This is a genomic window from Streptomyces sp. NPDC038135 (assembly GCF_055601245.1).
Genome location: NZ_JBVJXS010000011.1, coordinates 117,731 through 142,215 on the forward strand (window position 1 = coordinate 117,731; position 24,485 = coordinate 142,215).

Below are 24,485 nucleotides of genomic sequence, written 5' to 3' on the forward strand. Positions count from 1 at the left end.
CGGAAGTGCCCTCTGAGCAGTCGGAACGCCTGCATGTCGCTGTGGTTCTGTTCAGTCGTACCAGGAAAACGGTCCGGAGACTGTACGGAGTCGACGGCTCGCTTTCCTTGGTGTCCTTCGTAAGGTCACTACATGACCGTTTTGGAAGAGACGACGGGTGAGCCGACCGCGGAGCCGGCGGACGCGCGTGGGCGGGTCGCCGAGCTGCACGAGATCCGTGCCCGGGCCGTGGCCGGTCCCAGCGAGAAGGCGACCGCCGCCCAGCACGCCAAGGGCAAGCTGACGGCGCGGGAGCGCATCGAGCTGCTCCTGGACCCGGGATCCTTCCAGGAGGTGGAGCAGCTGCGCCGGCACCGGGCGAGCGGCTTCGGCCTGGAGGCGAAGAAGCCCTACACCGACGGTGTCATCACGGGCTGGGGCACGGTGGAGGGCCGTACGGTCTTCGTCTACGCCCATGACTTCCGGATCTTCGGCGGCGCCCTGGGCGAGGCCCACGCCACGAAGATCCACAAGATCATGGACATGGCCATCGCGGCCGGCGCGCCGCTGGTCTCCCTCAACGACGGCGCGGGCGCCCGTATCCAGGAGGGCGTCTCCGCGCTCGCCGGCTACGGCGGCATCTTCCAGCGGAACACGAAGGCCAGCGGTGTCATCCCGCAGATCTCCGTGATGCTGGGCCCGTGCGCGGGCGGCGCGGCCTACAGCCCGGCGCTGACGGACTTCGTCTTCATGGTCCGCGAGACCTCGCAGATGTTCATCACCGGCCCGGACGTCGTCAAGGCGGTCACCGGCGAGGAGATCACCCAGAACGGCCTCGGCGGCGCCGACGTGCACGCCGAGACCTCCGGCGTCTGCCACTTCGCCTACGACGACGAGGAGACGTGCATCGCCGAGGTGCGCTACCTCCTGTCGCTGCTGCCGCAGAACAACCGCGAGAACCCGCCCGGCACCGACTCCTCGGACCCGGTGGACCGCCGCTCCGACGTCCTGCTCGACCTGGTCCCGGCCGACGGCAACCGCCCGTACGACATGACCAAGGTGATCGAGGAGATCGTCGACGACGGCGAGTACCTGGAGGTCCACGAGCGCTGGGCGCGGAACATCATCTGCGCGCTGGCCCGGCTGGACGGCCAGGTCGTCGGCATCATCGCCAACCAGCCCCAGGTGCTGGCGGGCGTGCTGGACATCGAGGCGTCCGAGAAGGCCGCCCGTTTCGTACAGATGTGCGATGCCTTCAATATCCCGATCATCACTCTTCTGGACGTACCCGGCTTCCTCCCCGGCGTCGATCAGGAGCACGGTGGAATCATCCGGCACGGTGCCAAGCTGCTGTACGCCTACTGCAACGCCACCGTGCCGAGGATCTCGCTGATCCTGCGCAAGGCGTACGGAGGTGCGTACATCGTGATGGACTCCCAGTCGATCGGCGCCGACCTCACCTACGCCTGGCCCACCAACGAGATCGCCGTGATGGGCGCCGAGGGCGCGGCCAACGTCATCTTCCGCCGGCAGATCGCCGACGCGGAGGACCCCGAGGCCATGCGGCAGAAGATGGTCAAGGAGTACAAGGCCGAGCTGATGCACCCCTACTACGCGGCCGAGCGCGGCCTGGTCGACGACGTGATCGACCCCGCCGAGACCCGCGAGGTGCTGGTGAAGTCGCTGGCGATGCTGCAGTCCAAGCACGCCGACCTGCCCTCCCGCAAGCACGGCAACCCCCCGCAGTAACCGAGCGGACCCGCCGCGGCAACCCCGCGGACCTCTTCCTGACGGAGACTGACACCCATGAACACTGACATCCGCGTCGAGAAGGGCCACGCCGAGCCCGAGGAAGTCGCCGCCATCACGGCCGTCCTGCTGGCCCGTGCGGCCGCCCAGCCCGCCGCCCCGGCGCACCGCGGCCGTGCCAAGGCCGGCTGGCGCCGGCTGGAGCGCGAGCCCGGCTTCCGCGCCCCGCACAGCTGGCACGGCTGACCGGCGCAGGCCCCACGGGCCGCCCCGCACGACACGAGAAGGGCCCCTCCGGGACGGAGGGGCCCTTCTCGCTGTGCCCACGCGGGAGGGGACGAGGGAAGCGGAGAAACGGGGAAAAGAAGAACCCGCGCCCCTCTCCGGGACGCGGGTTGTCTCAAGTACCGGCCTGCTAGCGAAGGCGCGCCATGAGCGCGTGCTCCACCAGCGTGATCAGCGCCGACTTGGCGTCCGCGCGGTGCCGGGCGTCGGTCGTGATGATCGGGGTGTCCGGGCCGATCTGCAGGGCCTCGCGGACCTCGTCCGGGTTGTACGGCTGCTGTCCGTCGAAGCCGTTGAGGGCGATGACGAACGGCAGGCCGCTGTTCTCGAAGTAGTCGACAGCGGGGAAGCAGTCGGCGAGACGGCGGGTGTCGACGAGGACGATCGCGCCGATCGCGCCGCGGACCAGGTCGTCCCACATGAACCAGAAGCGGTCCTGACCGGGCGTACCGAAGAGGTACAGGATCAGGTCCTGGTCCAGGGTGATGCGGCCGAAGTCCATGGCCACCGTGGTGGTGGTCTTGTCGCCGGTGTGGGTGAGGTCGTCGATGCCGGCCGAAGCGGACGTCATGACGGCCTCTGTGCGCAGCGGGTTGATCTCCGAGACGGCGCCGACGAACGTGGTCTTGCCCACGCCGAAGCCGCCCGCCACCACGATCTTCGCGGAGGTGGTGGAGCGGGAAGGACCGCCGCTAGAGCTTGCGAAGTCCACTGAGCACCCTTTCGAGCAGTGTCACGTCTGGCTGGCCACCGGCGTTCTCGTCGCCGCCGGGCTGATGGATGGCGACCAGGCCCGCCTCCGCCAAGTCGGCGACGAGAATCCTGGCGACGCCGAGGGGGATCGTGAGCAGGGCCGAGACCTCGGCCACCGACTTGATCTCCCGGCACAGGTTGCAGATCCGCTGATGCTCGGGCAGCTGGCCCTGCATCTGGTGCGGAGCGGCGGTGGTGTGCACCAGTGCCTCGATGGCGAGCTGGTAGCGCGGGCGGGTCCGGCCGCCGGTCATGGCGTACGGACGCACCAGGGGGTTGTTCGATGCGGACGCGGGCGCCGGCTCGGGGCGGCGCTGCGGCTGCACCGGCTGGATCCGCGGGGCCGGCGGCTGGTCGTACGGCGAGGGCCCGGGGCCCTGCGGAGCGTACGGCTGGCGGTTTCCAGGAGTGGAGGGGAAGTTGTACCCGTTCGCCGAACCGTCGCTCTGGCCCTGGGCAGGGCCGTACGACCAGTTCCCCGAATGCGAACCGCCTGGGGGTGTTGCCACTTTCTCCTCCTCCGACTGTGCCGGGCACCCATCCGTGTGGAGCCGCGTCCCGAAACCTTACGGCCCCGGGACGCGAATACACACCGTTCGTCTGTTAGTTGAGAAGGCTTCCCTGGAGCTCCGCGCGGAGATCCGGGGTGAGAACCGTGCCCGCGCGGTCCACGAGAAGTGCCATCTCGTACCCGATGAGGCCGATGTCCGCTTCCGGATGGGCCAGAACGGCGAGGGAGGAACCGTCGGAGACGGACATGATGAAGAGGAATCCCCGCTCCATCTCCACAACTGTCTGGTTCACGCTGCCGCCCTCGAAGATGCGGGAGGCGCCTGCCGTCAGCGACGTCAGGCCGGAGGCGACCGCCGCGAGCTGGTCCGCGCGGTCGCGGGGAAACCCTTCGGACATCGCCAGAAGGAGTCCGTCGGCGGAGACCACCACCGTGTGGGACACCCCCGGGGTGTTGTCCACGAAGTTGGTGATCAACCAGTTCAGGTTCTGTGCCGCCTGGCTCATCGGGCTCACACTAACGCTCCTGGTTGTAGGTGCTGTCAGGACCACTGTGCTGATTCCCAGTGGCCTGGCCGTTCGTTTCACTGCCTGCGCTGCGTCCGCGCTGGACGCCCCGACGCAGGTTGCTCAGCCTGCCCCGGACGTCCTCCGGGGCGCGGGAGACCTGAGGGCCTCCCTGAGGGGTGCTCTCGGCCGTGCCCTCGACCAGGTTGGCCTTGGGTACCCGCCGGGGCAGGCCGGAGGCGGTGACGCCGCCCGCCTTCGGCTTGCGGAGCTGCGAAGCCTGCTGCCAGCGCTCGTCGTTGGCCGACCGCCAGTCGCCGTCGCCGTTGCCGTTGCTCTGCGGGGTGTTCGCCGCGGGAGCCGGCGCCTCCGGCTGCACGCGCCCGGCGCCGTTGGCGCCCGAGGGACCGCTCGCTGACCCGCGACGGGGGAGGCCGGCGTCGGTCATCCGGGGAGCCGCGGAAGCGGCCGTTCCCGGACGGTCGAAGCCTACGCCGTTCCGCTCGCCCGCGTCAGCGGACCGGGATTCCGTTTCCGGAGCGTAATGGGCCGGGTAACCGTTCTGGTAGCTGTCCTGCTGCGGCCAGTCGTCCTGGTAGGACCGGCTCTCGTAGGAGCCGAACCCGTCGGACCCGGAGCCGTGAGCGGGGGCCTGCTCCTCCTGGGCGGGTTCCGCATACGCGGGCTCGGAGTAGCCGCCGCCGTTCGGGGCGAAGCCGTCGTCGTGCGGCATGCCGTCGTTCGGCGCGTAGTACTGGTCGTCGTAGGACGGCTCGTACCCGGCGTTCCGGTGCTCGTCGTACGCCTGCCGCTGGTCGCCGTAGGCCTGCTGCCCGTCGTAGGCGGCGGGCTGGGCGGGCTGCTCGCCGAAGCCGGCGGCGGCGTCGTAGCCGGCCTGCCGGGCGTCGAACTCGTCCGCGTACCCGCGCTGCCCGTCGGCCTCCTGCTGCGGCTCGCCGTGCGACTGGGCCTCCAGCGCGGCACGGCGCTCCTCGCGCATCAGGGAGCGGCCCACGGGGTCCAGGTCGCGCAGGTCGTCGGGGACCTCCGCGTAACGGCTGTCGTCGAAGCCGAGTTCGGCGGCGGTGCGCATCGGCTGGTGCTGCACCTGGGCGAAGTCCTCACCCCGGAACTGCTGCTCCGGGATGATCTGCGAGACCGTGAACTCCTCGCGGTCCAGCGGCGCCTCGCCGCCGCCGCCGTGCGTGATCGCGTCCGGCAGCATGACCAGCGAGGTGGTGCCGGCCTGCTCGCCCGAGGGGCGCAGCTGGACCCGGATGCCGTGCCGGTCGGACAGCCGGCCGACCACGAACAGGCCCATGCGCTGGGAGATCGCGGCGTCCACGGTCGGCGGGTTGGCCAGCTTGTGGTTGATGTCCGCGAAGTCCTCGGCGGTCAGGCCGATGCCCTTGTCGTGGATCTCGACCATGACGCGGCCGTCGGGCAGTCGGGTCGCGGTGACGCGCACCTTGGTCTGCGGCGAGGAGAAGGTGGTGGCGTTCTCCAGCAGCTCGGCCAGCAGGTGCACGAGGTCGGTCACGGCGCGGCCGTGGATCTCGGCCTCCGGCACGCCGGACAGCTCGATGCGCTCGTACTGCTCCACCTCGGAGGAGGCGGCGCGCAGCACGTCGACCAGCGGGACCGGCTGGTCCCAGCGGCGGCCGGGCTCCTCGCCGGCGAGGACCAGGAGGTTCTCGCCGTTGCGGCGCATACGGGTGGCCAGGTGGTCCAGCTTGAAGAGGTTCTCGAGCTGGTCCGGGTCCGCCTCGTTGTTCTCCAGGTCGGTGATGAGAGTCAGCTGGCCCTCGATCAGCGACTGGTTGCGGCGGGACAGGTTGGTGAAGATCGCGTTGATGTTGCCCCGCAGCAGCGCCTGCTCGGAGGCGAGCCGTACGGCTTCGCGGTGGACCTGGTCGAAGGCGCGGGCGACCTCGCCGATCTCGTCCTTGGTGGTGATCGGGATCGGGGCCACCCGGGTGTCGACCCGGCCCGGGTCGGTGCGGGAGAGCTGGTCGACCAGCATCGGCAGGCGCTGCTCGGCGATGCCGAACGCGGCGCTGCGGAGCTGGCGCATCGCGCGGCTCATCTGGCGGGCCACGGCGCCGGCCAGGATGAAGGCGAGGAGCAGGGCCACGACGACCACGGCGCCGGTGGTGATGGCCGAGGTCTTGGCGTCGTCGGCGATGCCGGACGCCTCGTTCACGGCCTTGTCCGCGAGGTCCGACTCGATCTGGCGGTAGGCCTTGTACTTGAGGGTGTTGACCGCCCACCAGTTCTTGGCCGTCACACCGCCCGCCGCCAGCTGCTGGCGGGTGAGCGGGGTGGTGTCCTTCATCGTCGCCAGCGCGGACACCATCGCGTTCGGCTTGGACGGCGGCGCGACGTACTTCGGGTCCTTCTGCTTCTCCTGCGCGACCAGCGCGGCGCCGTCCGTCTTGATCTTCGCCTGCGCGTCGGTCAGCTTCTGCGCGTCCTCGTCGGTGCCACCGCCGAGGTACTCCTCCAGCGCGATCCGCTCCAGGTAGGCGTACGAGGAGAGGGAGACCCGCTGCGTCGCCAGGTTGGGGTCGTCCGGACCGGGCTTGACCAGCAGGTGCATGCCGATCGACCGCTCCAGCGACAGCGCCGCCTTGGTGAGCGACATGGCGTAGACGGTACGGCCGTAGGAGGTGATGTTGCCGGTGCCCAGACCGAGTTCGTTGGCGAACTCCATCAGGGGGTGCGCGACCTCGACGTAGCCCTCTTCGGTCTTCACGCCGGTGGTGTTCTTGCTGTACGCGACCTTGCGCAGCGTCTGCAGCGTGGGCTCGGCCTTGCGGAAGAGCTCCAGACGCCGCGTGACGCCGGGCTTGTCCGGCACGTTCTGCGCGGCCTCGTGGAAGACGGCGGCCGCCTGGTCCGTCTGCTTGCGGGCCGCGGTGACGACGTCCTTCTGGTTGCCCAGCAGCAGCGGGGCCGCGGTGACGTCACGCTCGTTCTCGAGGGCGTCGGCGTAGCTGAGGGAGGCGCGCACCAGGCGGGCGGTGTTCTCCGCGTCCCGGGCCTCGTTCCAGGTGTCGATCGAGCTCTTCACCTGGAAGCCGCCCATGATGAGGCCGACGGCCACGGGTATGAGCAGGATGGCGTTCAGGCGGGTGGGCACCCGCCAGTTGCGCGGTGAGAAACGGCCACCGCCGGCCGGGGGAGCGGCCGAGGGCTCCGCACCCGGCACAGGGGTGGGCACCGCAGCGCGCGGCGGCGGGGTGAAGTTGCCCCGTGCCGACGGCTCGGGACCGTTCTTGCTTCGCCTCACTCGACCAACAACCTCTCGGCGGTCGGCACCTACGTCGTGCCGCAGTCTCTCAGAGCCCGGTTCGCCATCGACCTCAGTACGTCTTTGACTAATGGGCAGTTCAGGCATTCCAGCACGTCGGCAACCGCTCCACCAAACACTCGGAACCTGAGGTTCCGAGCGATGTAAGCCCTAGATAAAACGGGCATAAAGAGCGAGCCCCGCCAAAAGACGGGGCGGTCGTGCGCGCAGCGGCACCGTCCGACCGCGTCGCGTGGCGAAGAACGGCGATTCCTCTGCCGAACTGTTATGAACACCGGAGCCGACCGTGTCAAAGGCCACAGCCGGCTCCGCTTGCGCTACGACAACTGCCGTACGGCACGTTCCAATTGGGTGTTACCGCAGACGGGCCATGAGGGCGTGCTCGACCAGCGTGATCAGCGCACTCTTGGCGTCCGCGCGGTGCCGGGCGTCCGTCGTGATGATCGGGGCGTCCGGACCGATCTGCAGCGCTTCCCGTACTTCTTCGGGGGTGTAGGGCTGCTGTCCGTCGAAGCCGTTGAGGGCGATGACGAACGGCAGGCCGCTGTTCTCGAAGTAGTCGACCGCGGGGAAGCAGTCGGCGAGACGGCGGGTGTCCACGAGGACCACCGCGCCGATCGCGCCGCGGACCAGGTCGTCCCACATGAACCAGAAGCGGTCCTGACCGGGCGTACCGAAGAGGTACAGGATCAGGTCCTGGTCCAGGGTGATGCGGCCGAAGTCCATGGCCACCGTGGTGGTGGTCTTGTCGCCGGTGTGCGTCAGGTCGTCGATGCCGGCCGAAGCGGACGTCATGACGGCCTCTGTGCGCAGCGGGTTGATCTCCGAGACGGCGCCGACGAACGTGGTCTTGCCCACGCCGAAGCCGCCCGCCACCACGATCTTCGCGGAGGTGGTGGCCCGGCCCGCGTCAGAGCTTGCGAAGTCCACTGAGCACCCTTTCGAGCAGCGTCACGTCCGGAGCGCCGCCGTTGTTCTCGTCGCCACCCGGCTGGTGGATGGCGACCATGCCGGCCTCTGCGAGGTCGGCGACCAGGATCCGGGCCACGCCGAGCGGCATGGCCAGCAGCGCCGACACCTCCGCGACCGACTTGACCTCACGGCAGAGGTGGCAGATGCGCTGGTGTTCCGGGAGTAGTCCCATGAGCGCTGCCGGGTCGGCCGTGGTGCTGATCAGCGCCTCGATGGCGAGCTGGTAGCGCGGCCGGGTCCGGCCGCCGGTCATCGCGTACGGACGTACCAGCGGCTGGTCGCCCTCGTCCCCGTACGGCTCCGCGTACGGATCATGAGAGGCGGTGGGCGGGGTCATGAATCCTCCGGGCGGGACAGCAAGTCGGTCAGTCGAGCCGTCGGAAGGGGCCGGTGGGGGGATTGTGGCGGCCGGACGGTGTTTTTGTGAGGCGGGTGGTGCCGGGGCCGGTCAGTGAAGCAGACTGCCTTGGAGTTCGGCGCGCAGGTCCGGGGTGAGTACCGCCCCCGCGCGGTCGACCAGCAGTGCCATCTCGTAGCCGACCAGGCCGATGTCGCACTCGGGGTGGGCCAGGACCGCGAGGGAGGACCCGTCCGAGACGGACATGAGGAAGAGGAACCCGCGTTCCATCTCCACGACCGTCTGCGCCACGTTGCCGCCCTCGAAGATCCGGGACGCCCCGGCGGTCAGCGAGGTCAGGCCGGACGCGACGGCCGCCAGCTGGTCGGCGCGGTCGCGCGGAAAACCTTCGGACATGGCCAGCAGAAGGCCGTCGGCGGAGACCACCACCGTGTGCGACACCCCGGGGGTGTTGTCCACGAAGTTGGTGATCAACCAGTTCAGGTTCTGTGCCGCCTGGCTCATCGGACTCAACTAACGCTCCTGCTGGTGAGTGGGGCTCGGGAAGCTGCCGGACTGGCCGTTGCCGGCCTGACGGCCCTGCGCGATGCCCCGACGGAGATTGGTCAGCCGGCCGCGTACGTCGTCAGGCGCACGCGAGACCTGCGGACCGGCTTGGTGCTGTTGCTGCTGAGCCGTGCCCGGGACGAGGTTCGCCCGGGGCACCCGGCGCGGCAGGCCGGAGGTGGTGACGCCGCCCGCCGCGGGCTGCCGTACGCGCTCCGCCTGCCGGACGAGTTCGTCGTTCGGCGAGGTGCGCCAGGAACCGGTGGCGGCGGGACGTTGCGGGGCCGGCGCGGGCGCCTGCTGCTGCGGCGCCGCGGCCGGGGTGCTGTCCGGCTGCCGCTCCTGCTGGTGACCGTGGAACCAGTTGGTCTCCAGCGTGTCGTACAGCGGGGTGCGGCCGTCGCCCGGACCGGCGGCCGGCGGCAGCGCCTCCGGCTCACGGCGGACGGGACGCTGCTGCTGGGGCTGCGGCTGCTGCTGCGGGGCCGGCGGACGGGGCGCGCCGAAGTCGGCGCGGGGGCCGGGCTGCGGGCGCTCGAACTGGCCGGTGTCGGACGGGGACTGGCTGCCGGGCAGCGCGTGCTGACCGGTGGAGCCGCCGTTGTACGCCTGCGGGGCCGCGAACTGGCCGGTGCTCTGCGGGTCCTGCTGCCCGGACGCCGAGGTGCCGAAGACGTCGGAGCGGACGAACTGGCCGTTGTCGCCCTGCTGGCCGTACTGGCTGTTGCCGTCCTGCTGGCCGTACTGGCCGTTGTCCCGCGGTGCGGCCGGACGCTGGAACTGCCCGGTCTGCTGCGGGTTCTCGGCGCCGGGACGCGCGAACTGGCCCGTGGAGCCGTTCATCCCGAAGTCCGGGCGGGGGAACTCGCCGGTCGAGGACGGACCCTGGGAGTCGATCCGCGGCATCTCCGCCGTCGAGCCCGGGCCCTGCCGGTCGTCGAAGCGCGGCATGTGCGAGGTCTGCCCCGGGTCCTGCTCGTCGTGGCCGCGCGGGGCGTCCAGCGAGGCGCGTGACATCGGCGCCTGGGCGTTGCCGCGCCAGTCGGCGGGGTCGGCCTGCGGGTTGCCGCCGGGCAGTTCGGCCCGGGGGCCGCCGCGCGGCGGAAGCTGGGGCTGACGGCCCTGGTCGGGGGCGCCCGCGCCACCGCGCTGCGCCGCCGGACCGCGACCGCCGAACATGTCCTGCTGCGGACCGCCCGCGGCCTGCTGGCCCTGAGCGCCCGGCATCTGACCGCCGAAGCCGCCCGCGCCCGCGCCGGCCGGAGCCGGCCGGCCCTGCTGCGGGCCGGCCGGGCCCTGCGGACCGCGCGCTCCGCCCGGCGCACCGGGACGGCCGCCCTGGCCCGTGCCGGGCAGCGCGGCCCGCGGACCCTGGGCGGAGCCGACCTGGCCACGGGGGCCCTGACCGGCGCCGATGCGCCCGGCCGACGGCGCGCCGCCGAGGGCGCCGCCCTGGCCGCCGCCGTTGTTGCGGCGGGCGGCGGCGACACCGGCCGCGGCCTGCGCGGCGGCGGGGCCACCGGTCGCCGCGGGCGCGCCGGGCTTGCCCGGAGCGGGCTTCTTGCCGCCCTGGGCGACGTCGACGGGCAGCATGACCAGCGCGGTCGTGCCACCGGAGTCGGACGGGCGGAGCTGGATGCGGATGCCGTGCCGCTGCGACAGACGGCCGACCACGAACAGACCCATGCGGCGGGACACCGACACGTCCACCGTGGGCGGCGAGGCGAGCCGCTCGTTGATCGCCGCGAGGTCCTCGGGGGAGAGGCCGATTCCGGTGTCGTGGATCTCGATCAGGACGCGGCCGTCGGGCAGCGCGTGACCGGTGACCTTGACCTTGGTCTGCGGCGAGGAGAAGGAGGTGGCGTTCTCGAGCAGCTCGGCGAGGAGGTGCACGAGGTCGTTGACCACGCGGCCGGCGACCTCGGTGGTCGGCACGGCGGCCAGCTCGATGCGCTCGTACTGCTCCACCTCGGACGCGGCGGCACGGAGCACGTCGACCAGCGGGACCGGGCGGGTCCACCGGCGGCCGGGCTCCTCACCCGCGAGGACGAGGAGGTTCTCGCCGTTACGGCGCATACGGGTCGCGAGGTGGTCGAGCTTGAACAGCGAGGAGAGCTGGTCCGGGTCGGCCTCGCGGGACTCCAGTTCGGAGATCAGCGAGAGCTGACGTTGGATCAGACCCTGGGAGCGGCGCGAGAGGTTGGTGAACATCGCGTTGACGTTGCCCCGCAGCAGGGCCTGCTCGGCGGCGAGGCGGACCGCCTCGCGGTGCACGTCGTCGAAGGCCGCGGCCACCTGGCCGATCTCGTCCCGGGAGTGCACACCGACCGACTCCACGGACGTGTCCACGTCCTGCGGGTCGGACTCGGAGAGCTGCTTGACCAGCTCGGGCAGCCGGTCCTGGGCGACCTTGGTGGCCGTGTCCTGCAGCCGGCGCAGCGAGCGGATCATGGACCGGGCCACGACGAAGGCGCCGACCAGCGAGACGCCGAGCACGATGAGGATCAGCGCACCGGAGAGGATCGCCTCCTGCTCGGAGGACGACTTCAGCTCGCGGGCCTTCTGCTCCATGTCCTCGAGCAGCGAGTGCTCGATGTTCTTCATCTGCTGGATCTTGGTGGAGCTGTCGTCCACCCAGTCGCGGTAGGAGCGCGCGGGCAGGTCGTTGAGGCCGCCGGGCGACTCCAGGACGCGCTTGGCGTAGAGGTCCGCCGCCTGGATCGTCGGGTTGGTGTCCTCGATCGGCTTGAGGAGCTCGTCCGGGTTGTGGCTGCTGTAGATCTTGCGGAAGATCGCGATCTGCGACTTCTCGCTCGAGTACGCCGACTCGCCGTAGAGCTGGTCGTTCTTGGACAGCTCACCCTTGGAGGTGTTGCTGGAGGTCAGGGCCGCCGCGATGACGGCTCGCTGCACGGAGGCGTACTCCTTGGCGCTGGAGAACGCGGCCAGGGCGCGGGTGCGCGAGATCATCTCCGGGTTGCTGGACGCCTCGGCCATCGACTGGGAGAGGTCGATCAGCTGGGTGATCAGCCGGTGGTACGCCTCGACCGTCTGCGTCGAGTTGTTCTTCGACTGGTAGGCGTCCTGGCGGATCTTGGCGAGGCCGTCGAGCTGGTTGGCGAGGCTGACCAGGGTGTCGCGGACGCCCTGGAGGTTGCCGTTCTTGCTCGCCTCGTCGATCTGCTCGGAGGAGTCGAGGAAGTTCTCCCGGGCCCGGTCCGTCTTGTCCTGGTAGCCCTTGACCGTGTAGTCGGTCGACTTCAGGCCGTGCGCCAGCGGGCCGGCGGACTGGTCGCGCTCGTCCTGGAGCGCCATGGCCAGCTCGGTCGCCTGCTTGGTCATGAGCGTCAGCAGCTTCATGTTGTCGAGCTGCTGGATGTCGTCCATCGAGTCGCCGATGCGCAGCGCGCCCAGCGAGGTCGCCGCGACGACGGGGAGCGCCAGCAGCGACACCAGGCGCGTGGAGATGCGCCAGTTGCGCAGTGCCATGCGCGAGCCGGGGCCGCTCGGGCTCTTGCCGGCCGGCTTGGCGGCCGGGGTGGGGTTCTGGGCCTTCGCCGAACCTGCCGGGCCCGCCGTGGACGACGTGCCGGAGCGCCCGGAGCGCTCGCCGCTGTCGCCGGACTGGGCCGGGCCCGGGTTCTGGGCGTGCTGGGGGGAGGAACCGCGGTCGGTCCCGCCGTGCGCCTCCGGCTCCGCCGAAGCGCTGCCATCCCTCTTGAAACGTCCCTGCACTAGCGTCGCAACCTCTGGACCAGGCGCCTCCCCGCGCGAACGGAGAGACACGGTGTCGGCGTCTTGGAGAGCGCCCTGAATACGCCCCCCGGTGGTCTTGAGTGACCCGGCGCTGGTTCCCCCTTCTCGCCGCCACTCGGCGCTGCGTTGCGCCCCCTGCGCGCCGGCTCGATCCCGCGGCGGTCCGTGGAATTCCAGCACAGTGCCGGATCTCCAACAAGGGCCGTGAGCCGAGCTGTGACCTACGTGACGGAACGTGAGGCCCAGGCTACGACCTGTGTAAGTCGATCTCCCGCAAAACGGACGTATCGCGGCGACTCGCCGGTCACCATCCGGTGTCCCAGTCGCCATGATCGGGAGCGGAATGAGCGCTTCAGGGGGTCAATGTCCGTTTCCCTGCAAAGAGGCGTGAGTCGGAATTGCCCGAATTGCCCATGAGGTCGTGAGCAAACTCACATGAAGATCCTGTGGAGTTCACGTCCGTGGCGGGGAATCCGATGTTTAGCCTTGCGCTTTACAGGATGAGATGCCCTGTCAACCCCCACCCTCGGCCACAGGATGACAACGGTGAAGACGACGATGATGTTCCGCAACATAGCCAACCCGCGGCGCACGACGCTGGCGCACCTCGAGGACGCCGACGAACTGCAGACGCCGGAGCTGCCGGAGCACTCCGTCGACCTCCCGGCCCAGACGGCCAACCCGCGGCGCACCGTCCTCATGGAGGTCCCGGTCGGCGCCGCCGCGGCCGGCGAGTAGCCGAGCCCGGCACCGGACACACCGAGCGCGGCCCGGAGATCGCATGATCTCCGGGCCGCGCTCGTTTTCCACCGGCATTCTCTCTCCCGCCTCTTTTTCCTCCCGCCCCGGATTCGGCGCCACCGCCACCGGTCCGATACGCGGGCGCGGTGGCCGCGCGTCATTTCGGCGTCCGCGACGGGCGGCGGCGTCCCAAGGCGCCCGCCCCGCCGCCCGGCCCGGCCGCCGTCCTGGGAAGGCCCCTGGCCCGGGCGCCGCACGGCCCCGCCGCGAATTCCCCGGGTAATCGGCGAATGGCCCGTGCGGGTAATCCCGCGGAATTCGGGATCGCCGCAGGCGGATCCGCGAACCGGAAAAGGACGCCACGCCGCACTGCCCGAACGCCGCGGGGCCCGACCGGTTAACCTGGGGCGTCAGTACGCCGGTTCTAGTTGAGGGGCGCAGGATCCCGTGCGCATCGCCAGGTTCTCCATCGACGGGAACGTAGCCTTCGGCGCGGTCGAGGGCGACAAGGAGGACGAACTCGTCCTCGACATCATCAAGGGCATCCCGTTCGCGGACCACGAGCTGTCCGGCACGAAGGTGCCGCTCAGCAAGGTCAGGCTGCTCCCGCCGGTGCTCCCCAACAAGGTCGTGGCGTTCGGCCGCAACTACGCCGAGCACGCGCGCGAGCTGGGCAACGAGGTGCCCGACGCCCCCTTCGCCTTCTTCAAGCCCTCCACCTCGGTGATCGGCCCCGGCGACGAGATCCGGTACCCGTCCTTCTCGCAGGAACTGCACCACGAGGCCGAGCTGGCCGTCGTCATCGGGCGCATGTGCCGCGAGGTCCCGCGCGAGCGCGTCAAGGACGTGATCCTCGGCTACACCTGCGCCAACGACGTCACCGCGCGCGACGTGCAGCGGCGCGAGAAGCAGTGGGCGCGGGCCAAGGGCTTCGACTCCTCCTGCCCGCTCGGCCCCTGGGTGGAGACGGACCTGGACCTGGAGCGGGCCAACGATCTCACCGTCCAGCTCACCGTCAACGGCGAACAGCGCCAGCTCGGCCGTACGAGCGAGATGATCCACCCCATCGAGGACCTGGTCGTCAACATCTCCGAGGCGATGACCCTGCTCCCCGGCGACGTCATCCTCACCGGCACCCCCGCGGGGGTCGGCCCCCTGAACGTCGGCGACGAGGTCGCCGTCACCATCGAAGGCATCGGCACTCTCACCAACAAGGTTGTCAAGCGTGGCTAGCGCACCCGGCTCCCCCGTACGCGTCCGTTTCTGTCCCTCGCCCACCGGTAACCCTCACGTGGGCCTGGTCCGCACCGCCCTGTTCAACTGGGCGTTCGCCCGGCACCACCAGGGCACCCTGGTCTTCCGCATCGAGGACACCGACGCGGCCCGCGACTCCGAGGAGTCCTACAACCAGCTGCTCGACGCGATGCGCTGGCTGGGCTTCGACTGGGACGAGGGCCCCGAGATCGGCGGCCCGCACGCGCCGTACCGCCAGTCGCAGCGCATGGACCTCTACAAGGACGTCGCCCAGAAGCTCCTGGACGCCGGGCACGCCTACCACTGCTACTGCTCCCAGGAGGAGCTGGACAGCCGCCGCGAGACCGCGCGCGCCGAGGGCCGGCCGTCCGGCTACGACGGCCACTGCCGCGACCTGGGCGAGGCGGAGGTCGAGGAGTACAAGGCCCAGGGGCGCACCCCGATCGTCCGCTTCCGCATGCCCGACGAGACGATCACCTTCACCGACCTGGTCCGCGGCGAGATCACGTACCTCCCGGAGAACGTCCCGGACTACGGCATCGTGCGCGCCAACGGCGCCCCGCTGTACACGCTGGTGAACCCGGTCGACGACGCCCTGATGGAGATCACCCACGTCCTGCGCGGCGAGGACCTGCTCTCCTCCACCCCGCGCCAGGTCGCCCTGTACAAGGCGCTGACCGAGCTGGGCATCGCCAAGGGGATCCCGGCCTTCGGGCATCTGCCGTACGTCATGGGCGAGGGCAACAAGAAGCTCTCCAAGCGCGACCCGCAGTCCTCGCTGAACCTCTACCGCGAGCGCGGCTTCCTGCCCGAGGGCCTGCTCAACTACCTCTCCCTGCTGGGCTGGTCGCTCTCGGCCGACCAGGACATCTTCTCGGTCGAGGAGATGGTCGCCGCCTTCGACATCGCGGACGTGAACCCGAACCCGGCGCGCTTCGACCTGAAGAAGTGCGAGGCGATCAACGCCGACCACATCCGGATGCTGGAGGTCAAGGACTTCACCGAGCGCTGCCGGCCGTGGCTGAAGGCCCCGGCCGCACCGTGGGCGCCGGAGGACTTCGACGAGGCCAAGTGGCAGGCGATCGCGCCGCACGCGCAGACCCGCCTGAAGGTCCTGTCCGAGATCACCGACAACGTCGACTTCCTCTTCCTCGCCGAGCCGGTCTTCGACGAGGCGTCCTGGACGAAGGCGATGAAGGAGGGCAGCGACGCCCTGCTCCGCACGGCGCGCGAGAAGCTGGAGTCGGCGGACTGGACCTCGCCCGAGTCCCTGAAGGAGGCGGTCCTGGCCGCCGGCGAGGCCCACGGCCTCAAGCTCGGCAAGGCCCAGGCCCCGGTCCGCGTCGCCGTCACCGGCCGCACGGTCGGCCTGCCCCTCTTCGAGTCGCTCGAGGTCCTGGGCAAGGAGAAGACGCTGGCCCGCATCGACGCGGCGCTGGCGCGGCTCGCGGCGTAACGGAACACACGTCGAGGGCGGCACCCGGTACGGCCGGGTGCCGCCCTTCGCCGTGTCCCTCCCCGGTCCGCGCACCGGGCGCGTCCCGTGCCCGGACAAGGCGGCCGCCCGCCGGTTACGGTCGGGGCATGAGCATTCGCGCCGTGGTCTGGGACGTCGACGACACCCTCTTCGACTACACCACCGCCGACCGCGAGGGCATGCGCGCCCATCTGGTGGCCGAAGGGCTCCTCGCCGGGTACGGGTCGCCGGACGAGGCGCTCGCGCGCTGGCGGGAGATCACCGACCGGCAGTGGGCCCGCTTCGCCGCCGGCGAGGTCGACTTCCTCACACAGCGGCGCGACCGCGCCCGGGTCTTCCTGGACCGGCCGGAGCTGACGGACGCCGAGGCCGACGACTGGTTCCAGCGGTACGTGCGGCACTACGAGGCCGCCTGGTCCCTGTTCCCGGACGTCCTGCCGGTGCTGGACGCCCTGGCCGCCAGCCACCGGCACGCGGTGCTGTCCAACTCCAGCCTGACCGTCCAGGACCGCAAGCTGCGCCTGCTCGGCGTGCGCGACCGCTTCGAGGCCCTGCTCTGCGCCGCCGAGCTGGGCGTCTCCAAGCCCCGGGCCGGTGCTTTCCTCGCCGCCTGCGACGCGCTCTCGCTCGCCCCGCACGAGGTCGCGTACGTCGGCGACCACCCGGAGATCGACGGCCGGGGCGCCGCCGACGCGGGGCTGCTGTCGGTCTGGATCGACCGCGGCGGCGCCTACGCGACCCTGGACCCGCCCACCGGACCGCACCGCATCGCGTCCCTCTCCGAACTGCCCGGGCTCCTCGGCGCGGATAGTCGTTTTGGAGCCCCGTCCACCTTCAGGTAATGTTCTTCCTGCGCCGCCGGGGAGCGGGCCGAAAGGCCGGAGCCGGAGGAGCGAACTAGAACGAGAACCCTTCAGGGGCTTGAGTTCCAGTGGCCTATGGTGTAATTGGCAGCACGACTGATTCTGGTTCAGTTAGTCTTGGTTCGAGTCCAGGTAGGCCAGCTCGCAGAGCTCATCTGCGCCGCGGATCACATCCGCAAGCCCCCGTTGTGTAGCGGCCTAGCACGCTGCCCTCTCAAGGCAGTAGCGCCGGTTCGAATCCGGTCGGGGGTACAGATCCTTCCCGCGAGGAGAGTTCGGGTAGCTCCCCCTCACCTCGATGCAGGATCGCTAGGGCCCCCGTTGTGTAGCGGCCTAGCACGCCGCCCTCTCAAGGCGGTAGCGCCGGTTCGAATCCGGTCGGGGGTACTGACTGGTCTAAACCATCATTGGTCTATGGTGTAATTGGCAGCACGACTGATTCTGGTTCAGTTAGTCTTGGTTCGAGTCCAGGTAGACCAGCTCGGACCTGCGGAAACGCAGTGTCCACGCCCCCGTTGTGTAGCGGCCTAGCACGCCGCCCTCTCAAGGCGGTAGCGCCGGTTCGAATCCGGTCGGGGGTACAACACGAAGGCCCTTCGCTTCGGCGGAGGGCCTTCGCCGTGCCCGGCGCCGGCTACTCGAAGCCGTACCGCCGCGCCGACTCCTCCTCCTGTGCCAGCCGGTGCAGCGCCCGCAGCACCGGTTCGTTGAGGATCGCCCCCAGGACGGCGAACTCCACCCGCTCCGCCTCCGAGGGGTGCGCCTCCATGTTGTCCAGGTCGAGCACGGCGGTCCGGTGCATCAACTCGGCGTACGGGGCGAGCTGTTCGGCTCCCCAGTCGTAGCCGAGCCGGCGGAACGCGGCCACCGCCACCACCAGTGAGCGGTACGCGGGGGAGATGGTCGTCAGCCGCCTGGCGTTCCCCCAGCCGAGCCGCTCGAGCAAGGCGCCGACCTCCTCGTGCGCGGCCCGGACGGCCTCGTCCTCCTCGTCGGGGTCCGGCACCTGCGGCAGCGCCCACAGGGCAGCGCCCAGCCGGATGGTGCGGCCCAGCGAGTCGTCGTCGACGTGGCCCAGCACCTCGCGGACCGTCGCCACCGGGATCCGGCCGACCTGGATCATCGCCCGCACCAGGCGCAGCCGCCGCAGGTGCTCCTCGTCGTACTCCGCCGTCGTGGCGTTGATCTGCCGGCCCGGGGCCAACAGCCCCTCACGCAGGTAGTACTTGATCGTCGCGGTGGACACACCGCTGCGCTCGCTCAGTTCGGCCAGCCGCATCTCTTGCGCCTCTCCTCGGGGAGTGTCACTATCCAAGCATCAGCCGAATGGATAGTGGCGCTATCCGATCAATGCGCAGGGGGTCGCGATGTCCGCGAAACCGGTACTCGGCCGCACCACCGCGGCGGCGGAGGGCGACGTGGTCGTCCTCCTGATCGGCATGCGCGTCAACCACTTCTGGGCGGTGCACCAGTGGCTCCCGGTCATGCTGGCGATGTTCCGCATGCTGGGCGAGCTCGCCCGGGACGAGGACCGGGGACTGCTGGGGCGCGTCCTGCTCACGGCCTCGCCGCGGACCTACTACGTCGTCCAGTACTGGGAGTCCAAGGAGAAGCTCTACGCCTACGCGACCGCGCCCGACGCCTTCCACCACCGGGTCTGGGCGCTGATCAACCGCAGGGAGCGGGCCGGGAAGGTGCGCGGGCACGTCGGCATCTGGCACGAGACGTACGTCGTCCCGGAGGGCCGCTACGAGTCCGTCTACGGCGACATGCCGGCCTTCGGGCTGGCCGCCGCCCACGGGCAGGTGCCGCTGGAGAAGCGCGGGCGGTACGCCAGGGACCGGTTCGCGTACCGCTCGCAGCGGACGGCGGAACCCGAGAAGACCGTCTGACGGGGGTGCCGGGGGGGCCGGGTACCGGGAAGGGCTCGCCGCGGCGTCGGGGCGGGCCCTCCCCGGTGACGTTCCCGGGGCGCCCGGGCTCAGCCCGAGCGGCGCAGCGCCTCAGAGAGACGGGCCGCCGCGTCGATGACCGCCTGGGCGTGCATACGGCCCGGGTGACGGGTCAGGCGCTCGATCGGGCCCGACACGGACACCGCGGCCACCACGCGGTTGGAGGGGCCGCGCACGGGCGCGGAGACGGACGCCACGCCCGGCTCGCGCTCGCCGATGGACTGGGCCCAGCCGCGCCTGCGCACACCCGACAGGGCCGTCGCCGTGAAACGGGCGCCCTGCAGACCGCGGTGCAGCCGCTCCGGCTCCTCCCAGGCCATCAGGATCTGGGCCGAGGAACCGGCCTTCATGGTCAGCGTGGAGCCGACCGGGACCGTGTCCCGCAGGCCGGACAGGCGCTCCGCCGCGGCCACGCAGATCCGCATGTCGCCCTGGCGCCGGTAGAGCTGCGCGCTCTCGCCGGTGACATCGCGGAGGTGGGTGAGCACGGGGCCCGCCGTGGCGAGCAGGCGGTCCTCGCCGGCCGCCGCCGCCAGTTCCGCGAGGCGCGGGCCGAGGATGAACCGGCCCTGCATGTCGCGTGCCACCATGCGGTGGTGTTCCAGGGCCACGGCCAGGCGGTGGGCCGTGGGTCGTGCCAGTCCGGTCGCGCCGACCAGACCCGCGAGGGTGGCCGGACCGGACTCCAGAGCGCTCAGGACGAGGGCCGCCTTGTCCAGAACGCCGACGCCGCTACTGTTGTCCATGCAACGATACTCGCGTCTCACTCTGTGAAACGCAAGTTCAATTTTCCGTGGAACGCGCCACCCTGGAATCACACAGCGGCCCGTGCACCACAGGGCCCGGCGGCGGACGTCCGATACACACCGGGGCGCGGGCGCCGTCACCCCAAGATCTCGAGTTGGGCCGGAGGACGTTCGCCGGCCGGAGGGAAAGCGATGGGTAGGACACTCGCGGAGAAGGTCTGGGACGACCACGTCGTCCGGCGCGCCGAGGGCGAGCCCGACCTCCTCTACATCGATCTGCACCTGCTGCACGAGGTGACCAGCCCGCAGGCCTTCGACGGGCTGCGCAAGAGCGGTCGTCAGGTGCGCCGCCTCGACCTCACCATCGCGACCGAGGACCACAACACCCCGACCCTCGACATCGACAAGCCCATCGCCGACCCGGTCTCCCGCGCCCAGCTGGAGACGCTGCGCAAGAACTGCGCCGAGTTCGGGGTGCGGCTGCACCCGCTGGGCGACGTCGAGCAGGGCGTCGTGCACGTCGTCGGCCCCCAGCTCGGTCTGACCCAGCCCGGCACCACCGTGGTCTGCGGCGACTCCCACACCTCGACGCACGGCGCGTTCGGCGCGCTGGCGTTCGGCATCGGCACCTCCCAGGTGGAGCACGTGCTGGCCACCCAGACGCTGCCGATGGCCCGCCCGAAGACCATGGCCATCACCGTCGACGGCGAGCTGCCCGACGGCGTCACCGCCAAGGACCTGATCCTGGCGATCATCGCGCGGATCGGCACCGGCGGCGGCCAGGGCTACATCCTGGAGTACCGCGGCTCCGCCATCGAGAAGCTCTCGATGGAGGCCCGGATGACCATCTGCAACATGTCGATCGAGGCCGGTGCCCGCGCGGGCATGATCGCCCCCGACGAGACCACCTTCGAGTACCTCAAGGGCCGCCCGCACGCCCCCGAGGGCGCCGACTGGGACGCCGCGGTCGAGTACTGGAAGACCCTGCGCACGGACGAGGACGCCGTCTTCGACGCCGAGGTCGTCATCGCCGCCGACGAGCTGTCGCCGTTCGTCACCTGGGGTACCAACCCCGGGCAGGGCGCGCCGCTTTCGGCGTCCGTCCCCGACCCGGCTTCGTACGAAGACGCTTCGGAGCGCCTCGCCGCCGAAAAGGCCCTGGAGTACATGGGGTTGGAGGCCGGCCAGCCGCTGCGCTCGATCGGTGTGGACACCGTCTTCGTAGGCTCCTGCACCAACGGCCGCATCGAGGACCTGCGGGCCGCCGCCGAGCTGCTGCGCGGCCGCAAAGTCGCCGACGGCGTACGGATGCTGGTCGTCCCGGGTTCCGCCCGGGTCGGTCTGCAGGCCGTCTCCGAGGGTCTGGACGTGGTCTTCAAGGAGGCCGGCGCCGAATGGCGGCACGCGGGCTGCTCGATGTGCCTCGGCATGAACCCCGACCAGCTGGCCCCGGGCGAGCGTTCCGCGTCCACCTCCAACCGCAACTTCGAGGGCCGGCAGGGCAAGGGCGGCCGCACCCACCTGGTGTCGCCGCAGGTCGCGGCGGCCACCGCGGTCCTGGGCCACCTGGCCTCGCCCGCCGACCTGTCCGACGCCCCCGTGCCCGCTGGAGTCTGAGAGATCATGGAAGCCTTCACCACCCACACCGGCCGGGCCGTCCCGCTGCGCCGCGGCAACGTCGACACCGACCAGATCATCCCCGCCCACTGGCTCAAGAAGGTGACCCGGGACGGCTTCGAGGACGGGCTGTTCGAGGCCTGGCGCAAGGACCCGGAGTTCGTGCTCAACCGCCCCGAGCGGCAGGGCGCGACCGTCCTGGTCGCCGGTCCCGACTTCGGCACCGGCTCCTCCCGGGAGCACGCCGTCTGGGCGCTGCAGAACTACGGCTTCAAGACCGTGATCTCCTCCCGCTTCGCGGACATCTTCCGGGGCAACTCGCTGAAGAACGGCCTGCTCACGGTCGTGCTCGACCAGAAGGTCGTGGACGCGCTGTGGGAGCTCACCGAAGCGGACCCGCAGGCCGAGATCACCGTGGACCTGCAGAGCCGCGAGGTGCGCGCCGCGGGCGTCACCGCCTCGTTCGAGCTGGACGAGAACTCCCGCTGGCGGCTGCTGAACGGGCTGGACGACATCTCCATCACCCTGCGGAACGAGTCTGACATCGCCGACTACGAGGGCAAGCGGCCCGCCTACAAGCCGCGCACGCTCCAGGTCTGACCCGGAGCCCCCGGCAGGTCGACTTTCGGCCACCCCAACACACCGGCTGTACCCCCGATCGCCACGATCGGGGGTACAGCCGTATTCGTACCCGAACGGCCCCGCGCCGGTCCCTCGGCCCGCGCAACGTCCCACGTTAGAGCGGTGGTTGGCCGGGTAGCCGGACCGCGGGGACGGCGTCCGCGCGAGCGCCGACAGGACTCTCCGGCGCGGCAGTTGCACCCTGCGCAGGCGACAACTCGCCCCAGATGGCACAATCTGTGCATGGAACACGACGGCCAACTCGAGCTCTATACGGCGGTCGCGGACCAACTCAAGGAAGCGCACTCAAGGGTGCGCGCACTGCAAGTCCCGGAGGGCGTACGGATGGCGCTGACCCGGAAGCTGCTGGTCATTACGGCCGCGGCCAAGCACGATCTCGCCGGTGCGGCAAGGCGACTGGAGCGGTTCAACGCGGACCTCGACGAGGGACGGATCCCCGAAGAGGATCACTGAGCGTTCCGGGGCAGCCGATTTCGCTGCGGCACAAGGGTGATAAGCCCGTTTCGTGTTTGATTTGCGGTATATATCTGCCTAACGTGCGAAAAAGCTTGAACACTTTCGTTCTGGCGATGTCTCCGAAGGGGAAGACGTGAACAAGGCGCAGCTCGTAGAAGCGATTGCCGACAAGATGGGCGGCCGCCAGCAGGCCGCCGAGGCTGTCGATCATGTCCTGGACGCCATCGTCCGCGCGGTCGTCGCGGGCGAGCGGGTCTCGGTCACCGGCTTCGGGTCCTTCGAGAAGGTGGACCGCCCGGCCCGTTACGCGCGTAACCCCCAGACGGGCGAGCGGGTTCGCGTCAAGAAGACCTCCGTGCCGCGCTTCCGCGCGGGCCAGGGCTTCAAGGACCTGGTGAGCGGCTCGAAGAAGCTGCCCCGGGGCGGCGAGGTCTCGGTGAAGAAGGCGCCCAAGGGCAGCCTGACCGGCGGCGCTTCCGCCACGGTCAAGAAGGCCGCCGCCAAGAAGACGACGAAGGCGGCCGCCGCGAAGAAGGCCACCGCCAAGAAGGCGGCACCGGCCAAGAAGACCACCGCCGCCGCCGCGAAGAAGACCACGGCGAAGAAGACCACCGCCAAGAAGGCCCCGGCGACCGCCAAGACCGCCGCGGCGAAGAAGACCACCGCGAAGAAGGCGACGGCCCAGAAGGCCCCGGCCAAGAAGGTCACCGCCAAGAAGGCCCCGGCCAAGAAGTCGACGGCCCGCAAGACCACCGCCAAGAAGGCCACCGCCCGCAAGGCCTCCTGAGGCCGCCAGGGCACTCACGCGCCGGGCCGGACTCCCCTGGGGAGCCCGGCCCGCGGCGTGTGTGCGGCCTTGATCAACACCCCTAGAACGTCTGCAGGGTCACCAGGGTGATCCGCACGGCCGCGCCCTCGCGCTCCGTCTCGATCCGCACCCGCTGCCCGGGCCGCAGCAACCGCAGCCCGCCCGCGTCGAACGCCGCCGCGTCGAAGGGCAGTGGGGTCCCGTCGTCGAGCAGCACCTGCCCGCTGCGGGTGCCGGAGTCGTACGTGTAAGCGGTGGCCTGCATGACGGCCAGCGTAGTGCCTGACGACCACCCGCCGTCGGGCCGCGGTACGCGCGCCGAGGCCGGTCCGTCGTGGCGGTTCGCGCCGTTCCCCGCGCCTTTCGGTGCGCCGTTCAGGACCCCGGAATCAGCAGCCCCGCGGACACCGCCGCCGTGTACGGCCCCACCCCCAGCGCCAGCGCGGCCCGCAGATCCTCACCGGTGTCCACGTCCTGCCGTACGGAATTCACCTCCGCGAGGCCGAGTTCCGCCGCCCCCGACGCCCGGTGCCGGGCCCGGGAATCGGTGCCGAATGCCGGCCGCAACGGCCGTCCCGGCGCCGCACTCAGCAGAGTCGTGCCCACCGCGGCCGCGTCCGCGAGAAAGGCACGCGGATATTCGGCCGCCGCGTCCAGCACCCGGGACAATTCCATTGGGCGCAGCGCCGGGAGATCCGCGTTCAGCGCCGCGACCGCGGCGGCCGGGCGCGATTGCCGTACGACCGAGGCCCCGTGCCCGAGCGCGGCGTTCAGCCCGCTGCCCGGTGCGTCCGGGACGATGCGGGCGCCCAGTGCCCGGAGCGTCCGCTCCGCCAGCTCGTCGTCCGTGACGACCACCACATCCTCGACCGCCGCGCAGGCCAGCGCCGCGGCCACCGTGTCCTGCGCGAACGCCAGCGCCAGCCCGGGGCGCACCCCGTCCGCCGCGGTGTCCGCGAGCCTGCTCTTGGCCCGCGCCAGAGGCTTCAGGGGGATGACCAAGGTCCACTGCACCGGCGTACCGTCCCTCTCTTGTCGCGCTCATTGTCACCCGGCCGCGTCCGGCCGGGCGGGCTACCGGTGCGGACGCGACGCTCACGGCGGGGCGGTGGCCGGGGACGGGCGGGCGTACGGTGTTCTCGACAGACCGGCCGCCTGGGGCGACACTTGTGCGGCCCCCCGGCCGAGGTGCCGAGGTGAC

At 70.7% G+C, this 24,485-nt stretch carries 23 protein-coding genes and 5 tRNA genes; 16 read left to right on the top strand and 12 right to left on the bottom strand.

Going from position 1 to position 24,485, the window contains the following annotated elements; all coding sequences use genetic code 11:
* The first annotated feature begins 132 nt into the window (after window positions 1–132).
* Window positions 133–1,728, top strand: coding sequence for an acyl-CoA carboxylase subunit beta (locus tag ACZ7JA_RS29675; RefSeq protein WP_351664417.1), 1,596 nt, complete (start codon window positions 133–135; stop codon window positions 1,726–1,728).
* A 57-nt stretch (window positions 1,729–1,785) separates the two neighbouring features.
* Window positions 1,786–1,974, top strand: a complete 189-nt coding sequence (locus ACZ7JA_RS29680; protein ID WP_199212144.1) for an acyl-CoA carboxylase subunit epsilon — start codon at window positions 1,786–1,788, stop codon at window positions 1,972–1,974.
* Window positions 1,975–2,143: 169 nt separating this feature from the next.
* Here ACZ7JA_RS29680 and ACZ7JA_RS29685 read toward each other — a convergent pair whose 3' ends face one another.
* The 8 genes from ACZ7JA_RS29685 to ACZ7JA_RS29720 form a co-directional block, all read right to left on the bottom strand.
* Window positions 2,144–2,725, bottom strand: coding sequence for a GTP-binding protein (locus tag ACZ7JA_RS29685; RefSeq protein ID WP_009314218.1), 582 nt, complete (start codon window positions 2,723–2,725; stop codon window positions 2,144–2,146).
* Complete coding sequence (locus tag ACZ7JA_RS29690) at window positions 2,706–3,275, bottom strand: DUF742 domain-containing protein (protein WP_351664414.1); 570 nt, start codon at window positions 3,273–3,275, stop codon at window positions 2,706–2,708. Before ACZ7JA_RS29690 ends, ACZ7JA_RS29685 begins: the two co-directional genes overlap by 20 nt.
* Before the next feature lie 94 nt (window positions 3,276–3,369).
* The gene (locus tag ACZ7JA_RS29695; protein ID WP_005479603.1) at window positions 3,370–3,783 is read right to left on the bottom strand and encodes a roadblock/LC7 domain-containing protein; all 414 of its coding nucleotides are present in this window, start codon (window positions 3,781–3,783) and stop codon (window positions 3,370–3,372) included.
* 10 nt (window positions 3,784–3,793) lie between these two features.
* Window positions 3,794–7,075: a nitrate- and nitrite sensing domain-containing protein gene (locus ACZ7JA_RS29700; protein ID WP_470811453.1), complete on the bottom strand. Its 3,282-nt coding sequence runs from the start codon at window positions 7,073–7,075 to the stop codon at window positions 3,794–3,796.
* Between the two features lie 375 nt (window positions 7,076–7,450).
* Window positions 7,451–8,026: a GTP-binding protein gene (locus ACZ7JA_RS29705; protein ID WP_351664410.1), complete on the bottom strand. Its 576-nt coding sequence runs from the start codon at window positions 8,024–8,026 to the stop codon at window positions 7,451–7,453.
* Window positions 8,007–8,405 (bottom strand): DUF742 domain-containing protein, encoded by a 399-nt coding sequence (locus tag ACZ7JA_RS29710; RefSeq protein WP_143635912.1) that lies wholly within the window; start codon window positions 8,403–8,405, stop codon window positions 8,007–8,009. The genes ACZ7JA_RS29705 and ACZ7JA_RS29710 overlap by 20 nt, the downstream gene beginning before the upstream one ends.
* Before the next feature lie 111 nt (window positions 8,406–8,516).
* Window positions 8,517–8,930 (bottom strand): roadblock/LC7 domain-containing protein, encoded by a 414-nt coding sequence (locus ACZ7JA_RS29715; RefSeq protein ID WP_003973453.1) that lies wholly within the window; start codon window positions 8,928–8,930, stop codon window positions 8,517–8,519.
* A gap of 9 nt (window positions 8,931–8,939) precedes the next feature.
* Window positions 8,940–12,707 carry a sensor histidine kinase gene (locus ACZ7JA_RS29720; protein WP_470811456.1) on the bottom strand — a complete coding sequence of 1,256 codons (3,768 nt, stop codon included), beginning with the start codon at window positions 12,705–12,707 and terminating at the stop codon, window positions 8,940–8,942.
* Between the two features lie 567 nt (window positions 12,708–13,274).
* Here ACZ7JA_RS29720 and ACZ7JA_RS29725 point away from each other — a divergent pair.
* From ACZ7JA_RS29725 to ACZ7JA_RS29765, 9 genes are all read left to right on the top strand, one after another.
* Window positions 13,275–13,466 (top strand): hypothetical protein, encoded by a 192-nt coding sequence (locus ACZ7JA_RS29725; RefSeq protein WP_351664614.1) that lies wholly within the window; start codon window positions 13,275–13,277, stop codon window positions 13,464–13,466.
* A 450-nt stretch (window positions 13,467–13,916) separates the two neighbouring features.
* The gene (locus ACZ7JA_RS29730) at window positions 13,917–14,702 is read left to right on the top strand and encodes a fumarylacetoacetate hydrolase family protein (protein ID WP_351664406.1); all 786 of its coding nucleotides are present in this window, start codon (window positions 13,917–13,919) and stop codon (window positions 14,700–14,702) included.
* The gene (gene gltX, locus ACZ7JA_RS29735; protein ID WP_389304969.1) at window positions 14,695–16,179 is read left to right on the top strand and encodes a glutamate--tRNA ligase; all 1,485 of its coding nucleotides are present in this window, start codon (window positions 14,695–14,697) and stop codon (window positions 16,177–16,179) included. Before ACZ7JA_RS29730 ends, gltX begins: the two co-directional genes overlap by 8 nt.
* A 128-nt stretch (window positions 16,180–16,307) precedes the next feature.
* Complete coding sequence (locus ACZ7JA_RS29740; protein WP_389450835.1) at window positions 16,308–17,042, top strand: HAD family hydrolase; 735 nt, start codon at window positions 16,308–16,310, stop codon at window positions 17,040–17,042.
* Between the two features lie 90 nt (window positions 17,043–17,132).
* Window positions 17,133–17,204 (top strand) — tRNA-Gln (locus tag ACZ7JA_RS29745).
* 38 nt (window positions 17,205–17,242) lie between these two features.
* Window positions 17,243–17,315, top strand: a tRNA-Glu gene (locus tag ACZ7JA_RS29750).
* Window positions 17,316–17,377: 62 nt separating this feature from the next.
* Window positions 17,378–17,450 (top strand) — tRNA-Glu (locus ACZ7JA_RS29755).
* A gap of 21 nt (window positions 17,451–17,471) precedes the next feature.
* Window positions 17,472–17,543: transfer RNA gene (locus tag ACZ7JA_RS29760), tRNA-Gln, on the top strand.
* A 28-nt stretch (window positions 17,544–17,571) separates the two neighbouring features.
* Window positions 17,572–17,644: transfer RNA gene (locus tag ACZ7JA_RS29765), tRNA-Glu, on the top strand.
* A gap of 53 nt (window positions 17,645–17,697) precedes the next feature.
* Here the strand turns inward: ACZ7JA_RS29765 and ACZ7JA_RS29770 are convergent.
* Window positions 17,698–18,342, bottom strand: coding sequence for a MerR family transcriptional regulator (locus ACZ7JA_RS29770; protein ID WP_470811458.1), 645 nt, complete (start codon window positions 18,340–18,342; stop codon window positions 17,698–17,700).
* Window positions 18,343–18,430: 88 nt separating this feature from the next.
* On the opposite strand from ACZ7JA_RS29770, the gene ACZ7JA_RS29775 reads away from it, so the two are divergent.
* Complete coding sequence (locus ACZ7JA_RS29775; protein ID WP_351664398.1) at window positions 18,431–18,955, top strand: DUF4188 domain-containing protein; 525 nt, start codon at window positions 18,431–18,433, stop codon at window positions 18,953–18,955.
* Between the two features lie 89 nt (window positions 18,956–19,044).
* Here ACZ7JA_RS29775 and ndgR read toward each other — a convergent pair whose 3' ends face one another.
* Window positions 19,045–19,761 (bottom strand): IclR family transcriptional regulator NdgR, encoded by a 717-nt coding sequence (ndgR, locus tag ACZ7JA_RS29780; RefSeq protein ID WP_009320373.1) that lies wholly within the window; start codon window positions 19,759–19,761, stop codon window positions 19,045–19,047.
* A gap of 192 nt (window positions 19,762–19,953) precedes the next feature.
* On the opposite strand from ndgR, the gene leuC reads away from it, so the two are divergent.
* The 4 genes from leuC to ACZ7JA_RS29800 all read left to right on the top strand — a co-directional run bounded on the left by leuC (window position 19,954) and on the right by ACZ7JA_RS29800 (window position 23,263).
* Complete coding sequence (gene leuC / locus ACZ7JA_RS29785; protein WP_403675549.1) at window positions 19,954–21,378, top strand: 3-isopropylmalate dehydratase large subunit; 1,425 nt, start codon at window positions 19,954–19,956, stop codon at window positions 21,376–21,378.
* A 6-nt stretch (window positions 21,379–21,384) separates the two neighbouring features.
* Window positions 21,385–21,978, top strand: coding sequence for a 3-isopropylmalate dehydratase small subunit (leuD, locus tag ACZ7JA_RS29790; RefSeq protein ID WP_351664393.1), 594 nt, complete (start codon window positions 21,385–21,387; stop codon window positions 21,976–21,978).
* A 264-nt stretch (window positions 21,979–22,242) separates the two neighbouring features.
* Window positions 22,243–22,473 (top strand): SCO5555 family protein, encoded by a 231-nt coding sequence (locus tag ACZ7JA_RS29795; protein WP_351664391.1) that lies wholly within the window; start codon window positions 22,243–22,245, stop codon window positions 22,471–22,473.
* Between the two features lie 136 nt (window positions 22,474–22,609).
* A complete protein-coding gene (locus ACZ7JA_RS29800) occupies window positions 22,610–23,263 on the top strand; it encodes an HU family DNA-binding protein (protein WP_401132473.1) in 654 nt (217 codons plus the stop codon).
* An 82-nt stretch (window positions 23,264–23,345) separates the two neighbouring features.
* Here the strand turns inward: ACZ7JA_RS29800 and ACZ7JA_RS29805 are convergent, their stop codons facing one another.
* Both ACZ7JA_RS29805 and cofC read right to left on the bottom strand, forming a co-directional pair.
* Window positions 23,346–23,549 carry a hypothetical protein gene (locus tag ACZ7JA_RS29805; RefSeq protein WP_351664387.1) on the bottom strand — a complete coding sequence of 68 codons (204 nt, stop codon included), beginning with the start codon at window positions 23,547–23,549 and terminating at the stop codon, window positions 23,346–23,348.
* Window positions 23,550–23,659: 110 nt separating this feature from the next.
* Window positions 23,660–24,298 carry a 2-phospho-L-lactate guanylyltransferase gene (gene cofC, locus ACZ7JA_RS29810; protein WP_351664385.1) on the bottom strand — a complete coding sequence of 213 codons (639 nt, stop codon included), beginning with the start codon at window positions 24,296–24,298 and terminating at the stop codon, window positions 23,660–23,662.
* Window positions 24,299–24,485 lie beyond the last annotated feature (187 nt).

Coding starts and splice junctions, on each gene's coding strand:
- ACZ7JA_RS29795 (WP_351664391.1), top strand. CDS start 22,243: ATGGAACACGACGGCCAACTCGAGCTCTATACGGCGGTCGCGGACCAA.
- ACZ7JA_RS29805 (WP_351664387.1), bottom strand. CDS start 23,549: ATGCAGGCCACCGCTTACACGTACGACTCCGGCACCCGCAGCGGGCAG.
- ACZ7JA_RS29675 (WP_351664417.1), top strand. CDS start 133: ATGACCGTTTTGGAAGAGACGACGGGTGAGCCGACCGCGGAGCCGGCG.
- ndgR (WP_009320373.1), bottom strand. CDS start 19,761: ATGGACAACAGTAGCGGCGTCGGCGTTCTGGACAAGGCGGCCCTCGTC.
- ACZ7JA_RS29715 (WP_003973453.1), bottom strand. CDS start 8,930: ATGAGCCAGGCGGCACAGAACCTGAACTGGTTGATCACCAACTTCGTG.
- leuC (WP_403675549.1), top strand. CDS start 19,954: ATGGGTAGGACACTCGCGGAGAAGGTCTGGGACGACCACGTCGTCCGG.
- ACZ7JA_RS29710 (WP_143635912.1), bottom strand. CDS start 8,405: ATGACCCCGCCCACCGCCTCTCATGATCCGTACGCGGAGCCGTACGGG.
- ACZ7JA_RS29775 (WP_351664398.1), top strand. CDS start 18,431: ATGTCCGCGAAACCGGTACTCGGCCGCACCACCGCGGCGGCGGAGGGC.
- ACZ7JA_RS29770 (WP_470811458.1), bottom strand. CDS start 18,342: ATGCGGCTGGCCGAACTGAGCGAGCGCAGCGGTGTGTCCACCGCGACG.
- ACZ7JA_RS29740 (WP_389450835.1), top strand. CDS start 16,308: ATGAGCATTCGCGCCGTGGTCTGGGACGTCGACGACACCCTCTTCGAC.
- leuD (WP_351664393.1), top strand. CDS start 21,385: ATGGAAGCCTTCACCACCCACACCGGCCGGGCCGTCCCGCTGCGCCGC.
- ACZ7JA_RS29680 (WP_199212144.1), top strand. CDS start 1,786: ATGAACACTGACATCCGCGTCGAGAAGGGCCACGCCGAGCCCGAGGAA.
- ACZ7JA_RS29695 (WP_005479603.1), bottom strand. CDS start 3,783: ATGAGCCAGGCGGCACAGAACCTGAACTGGTTGATCACCAACTTCGTG.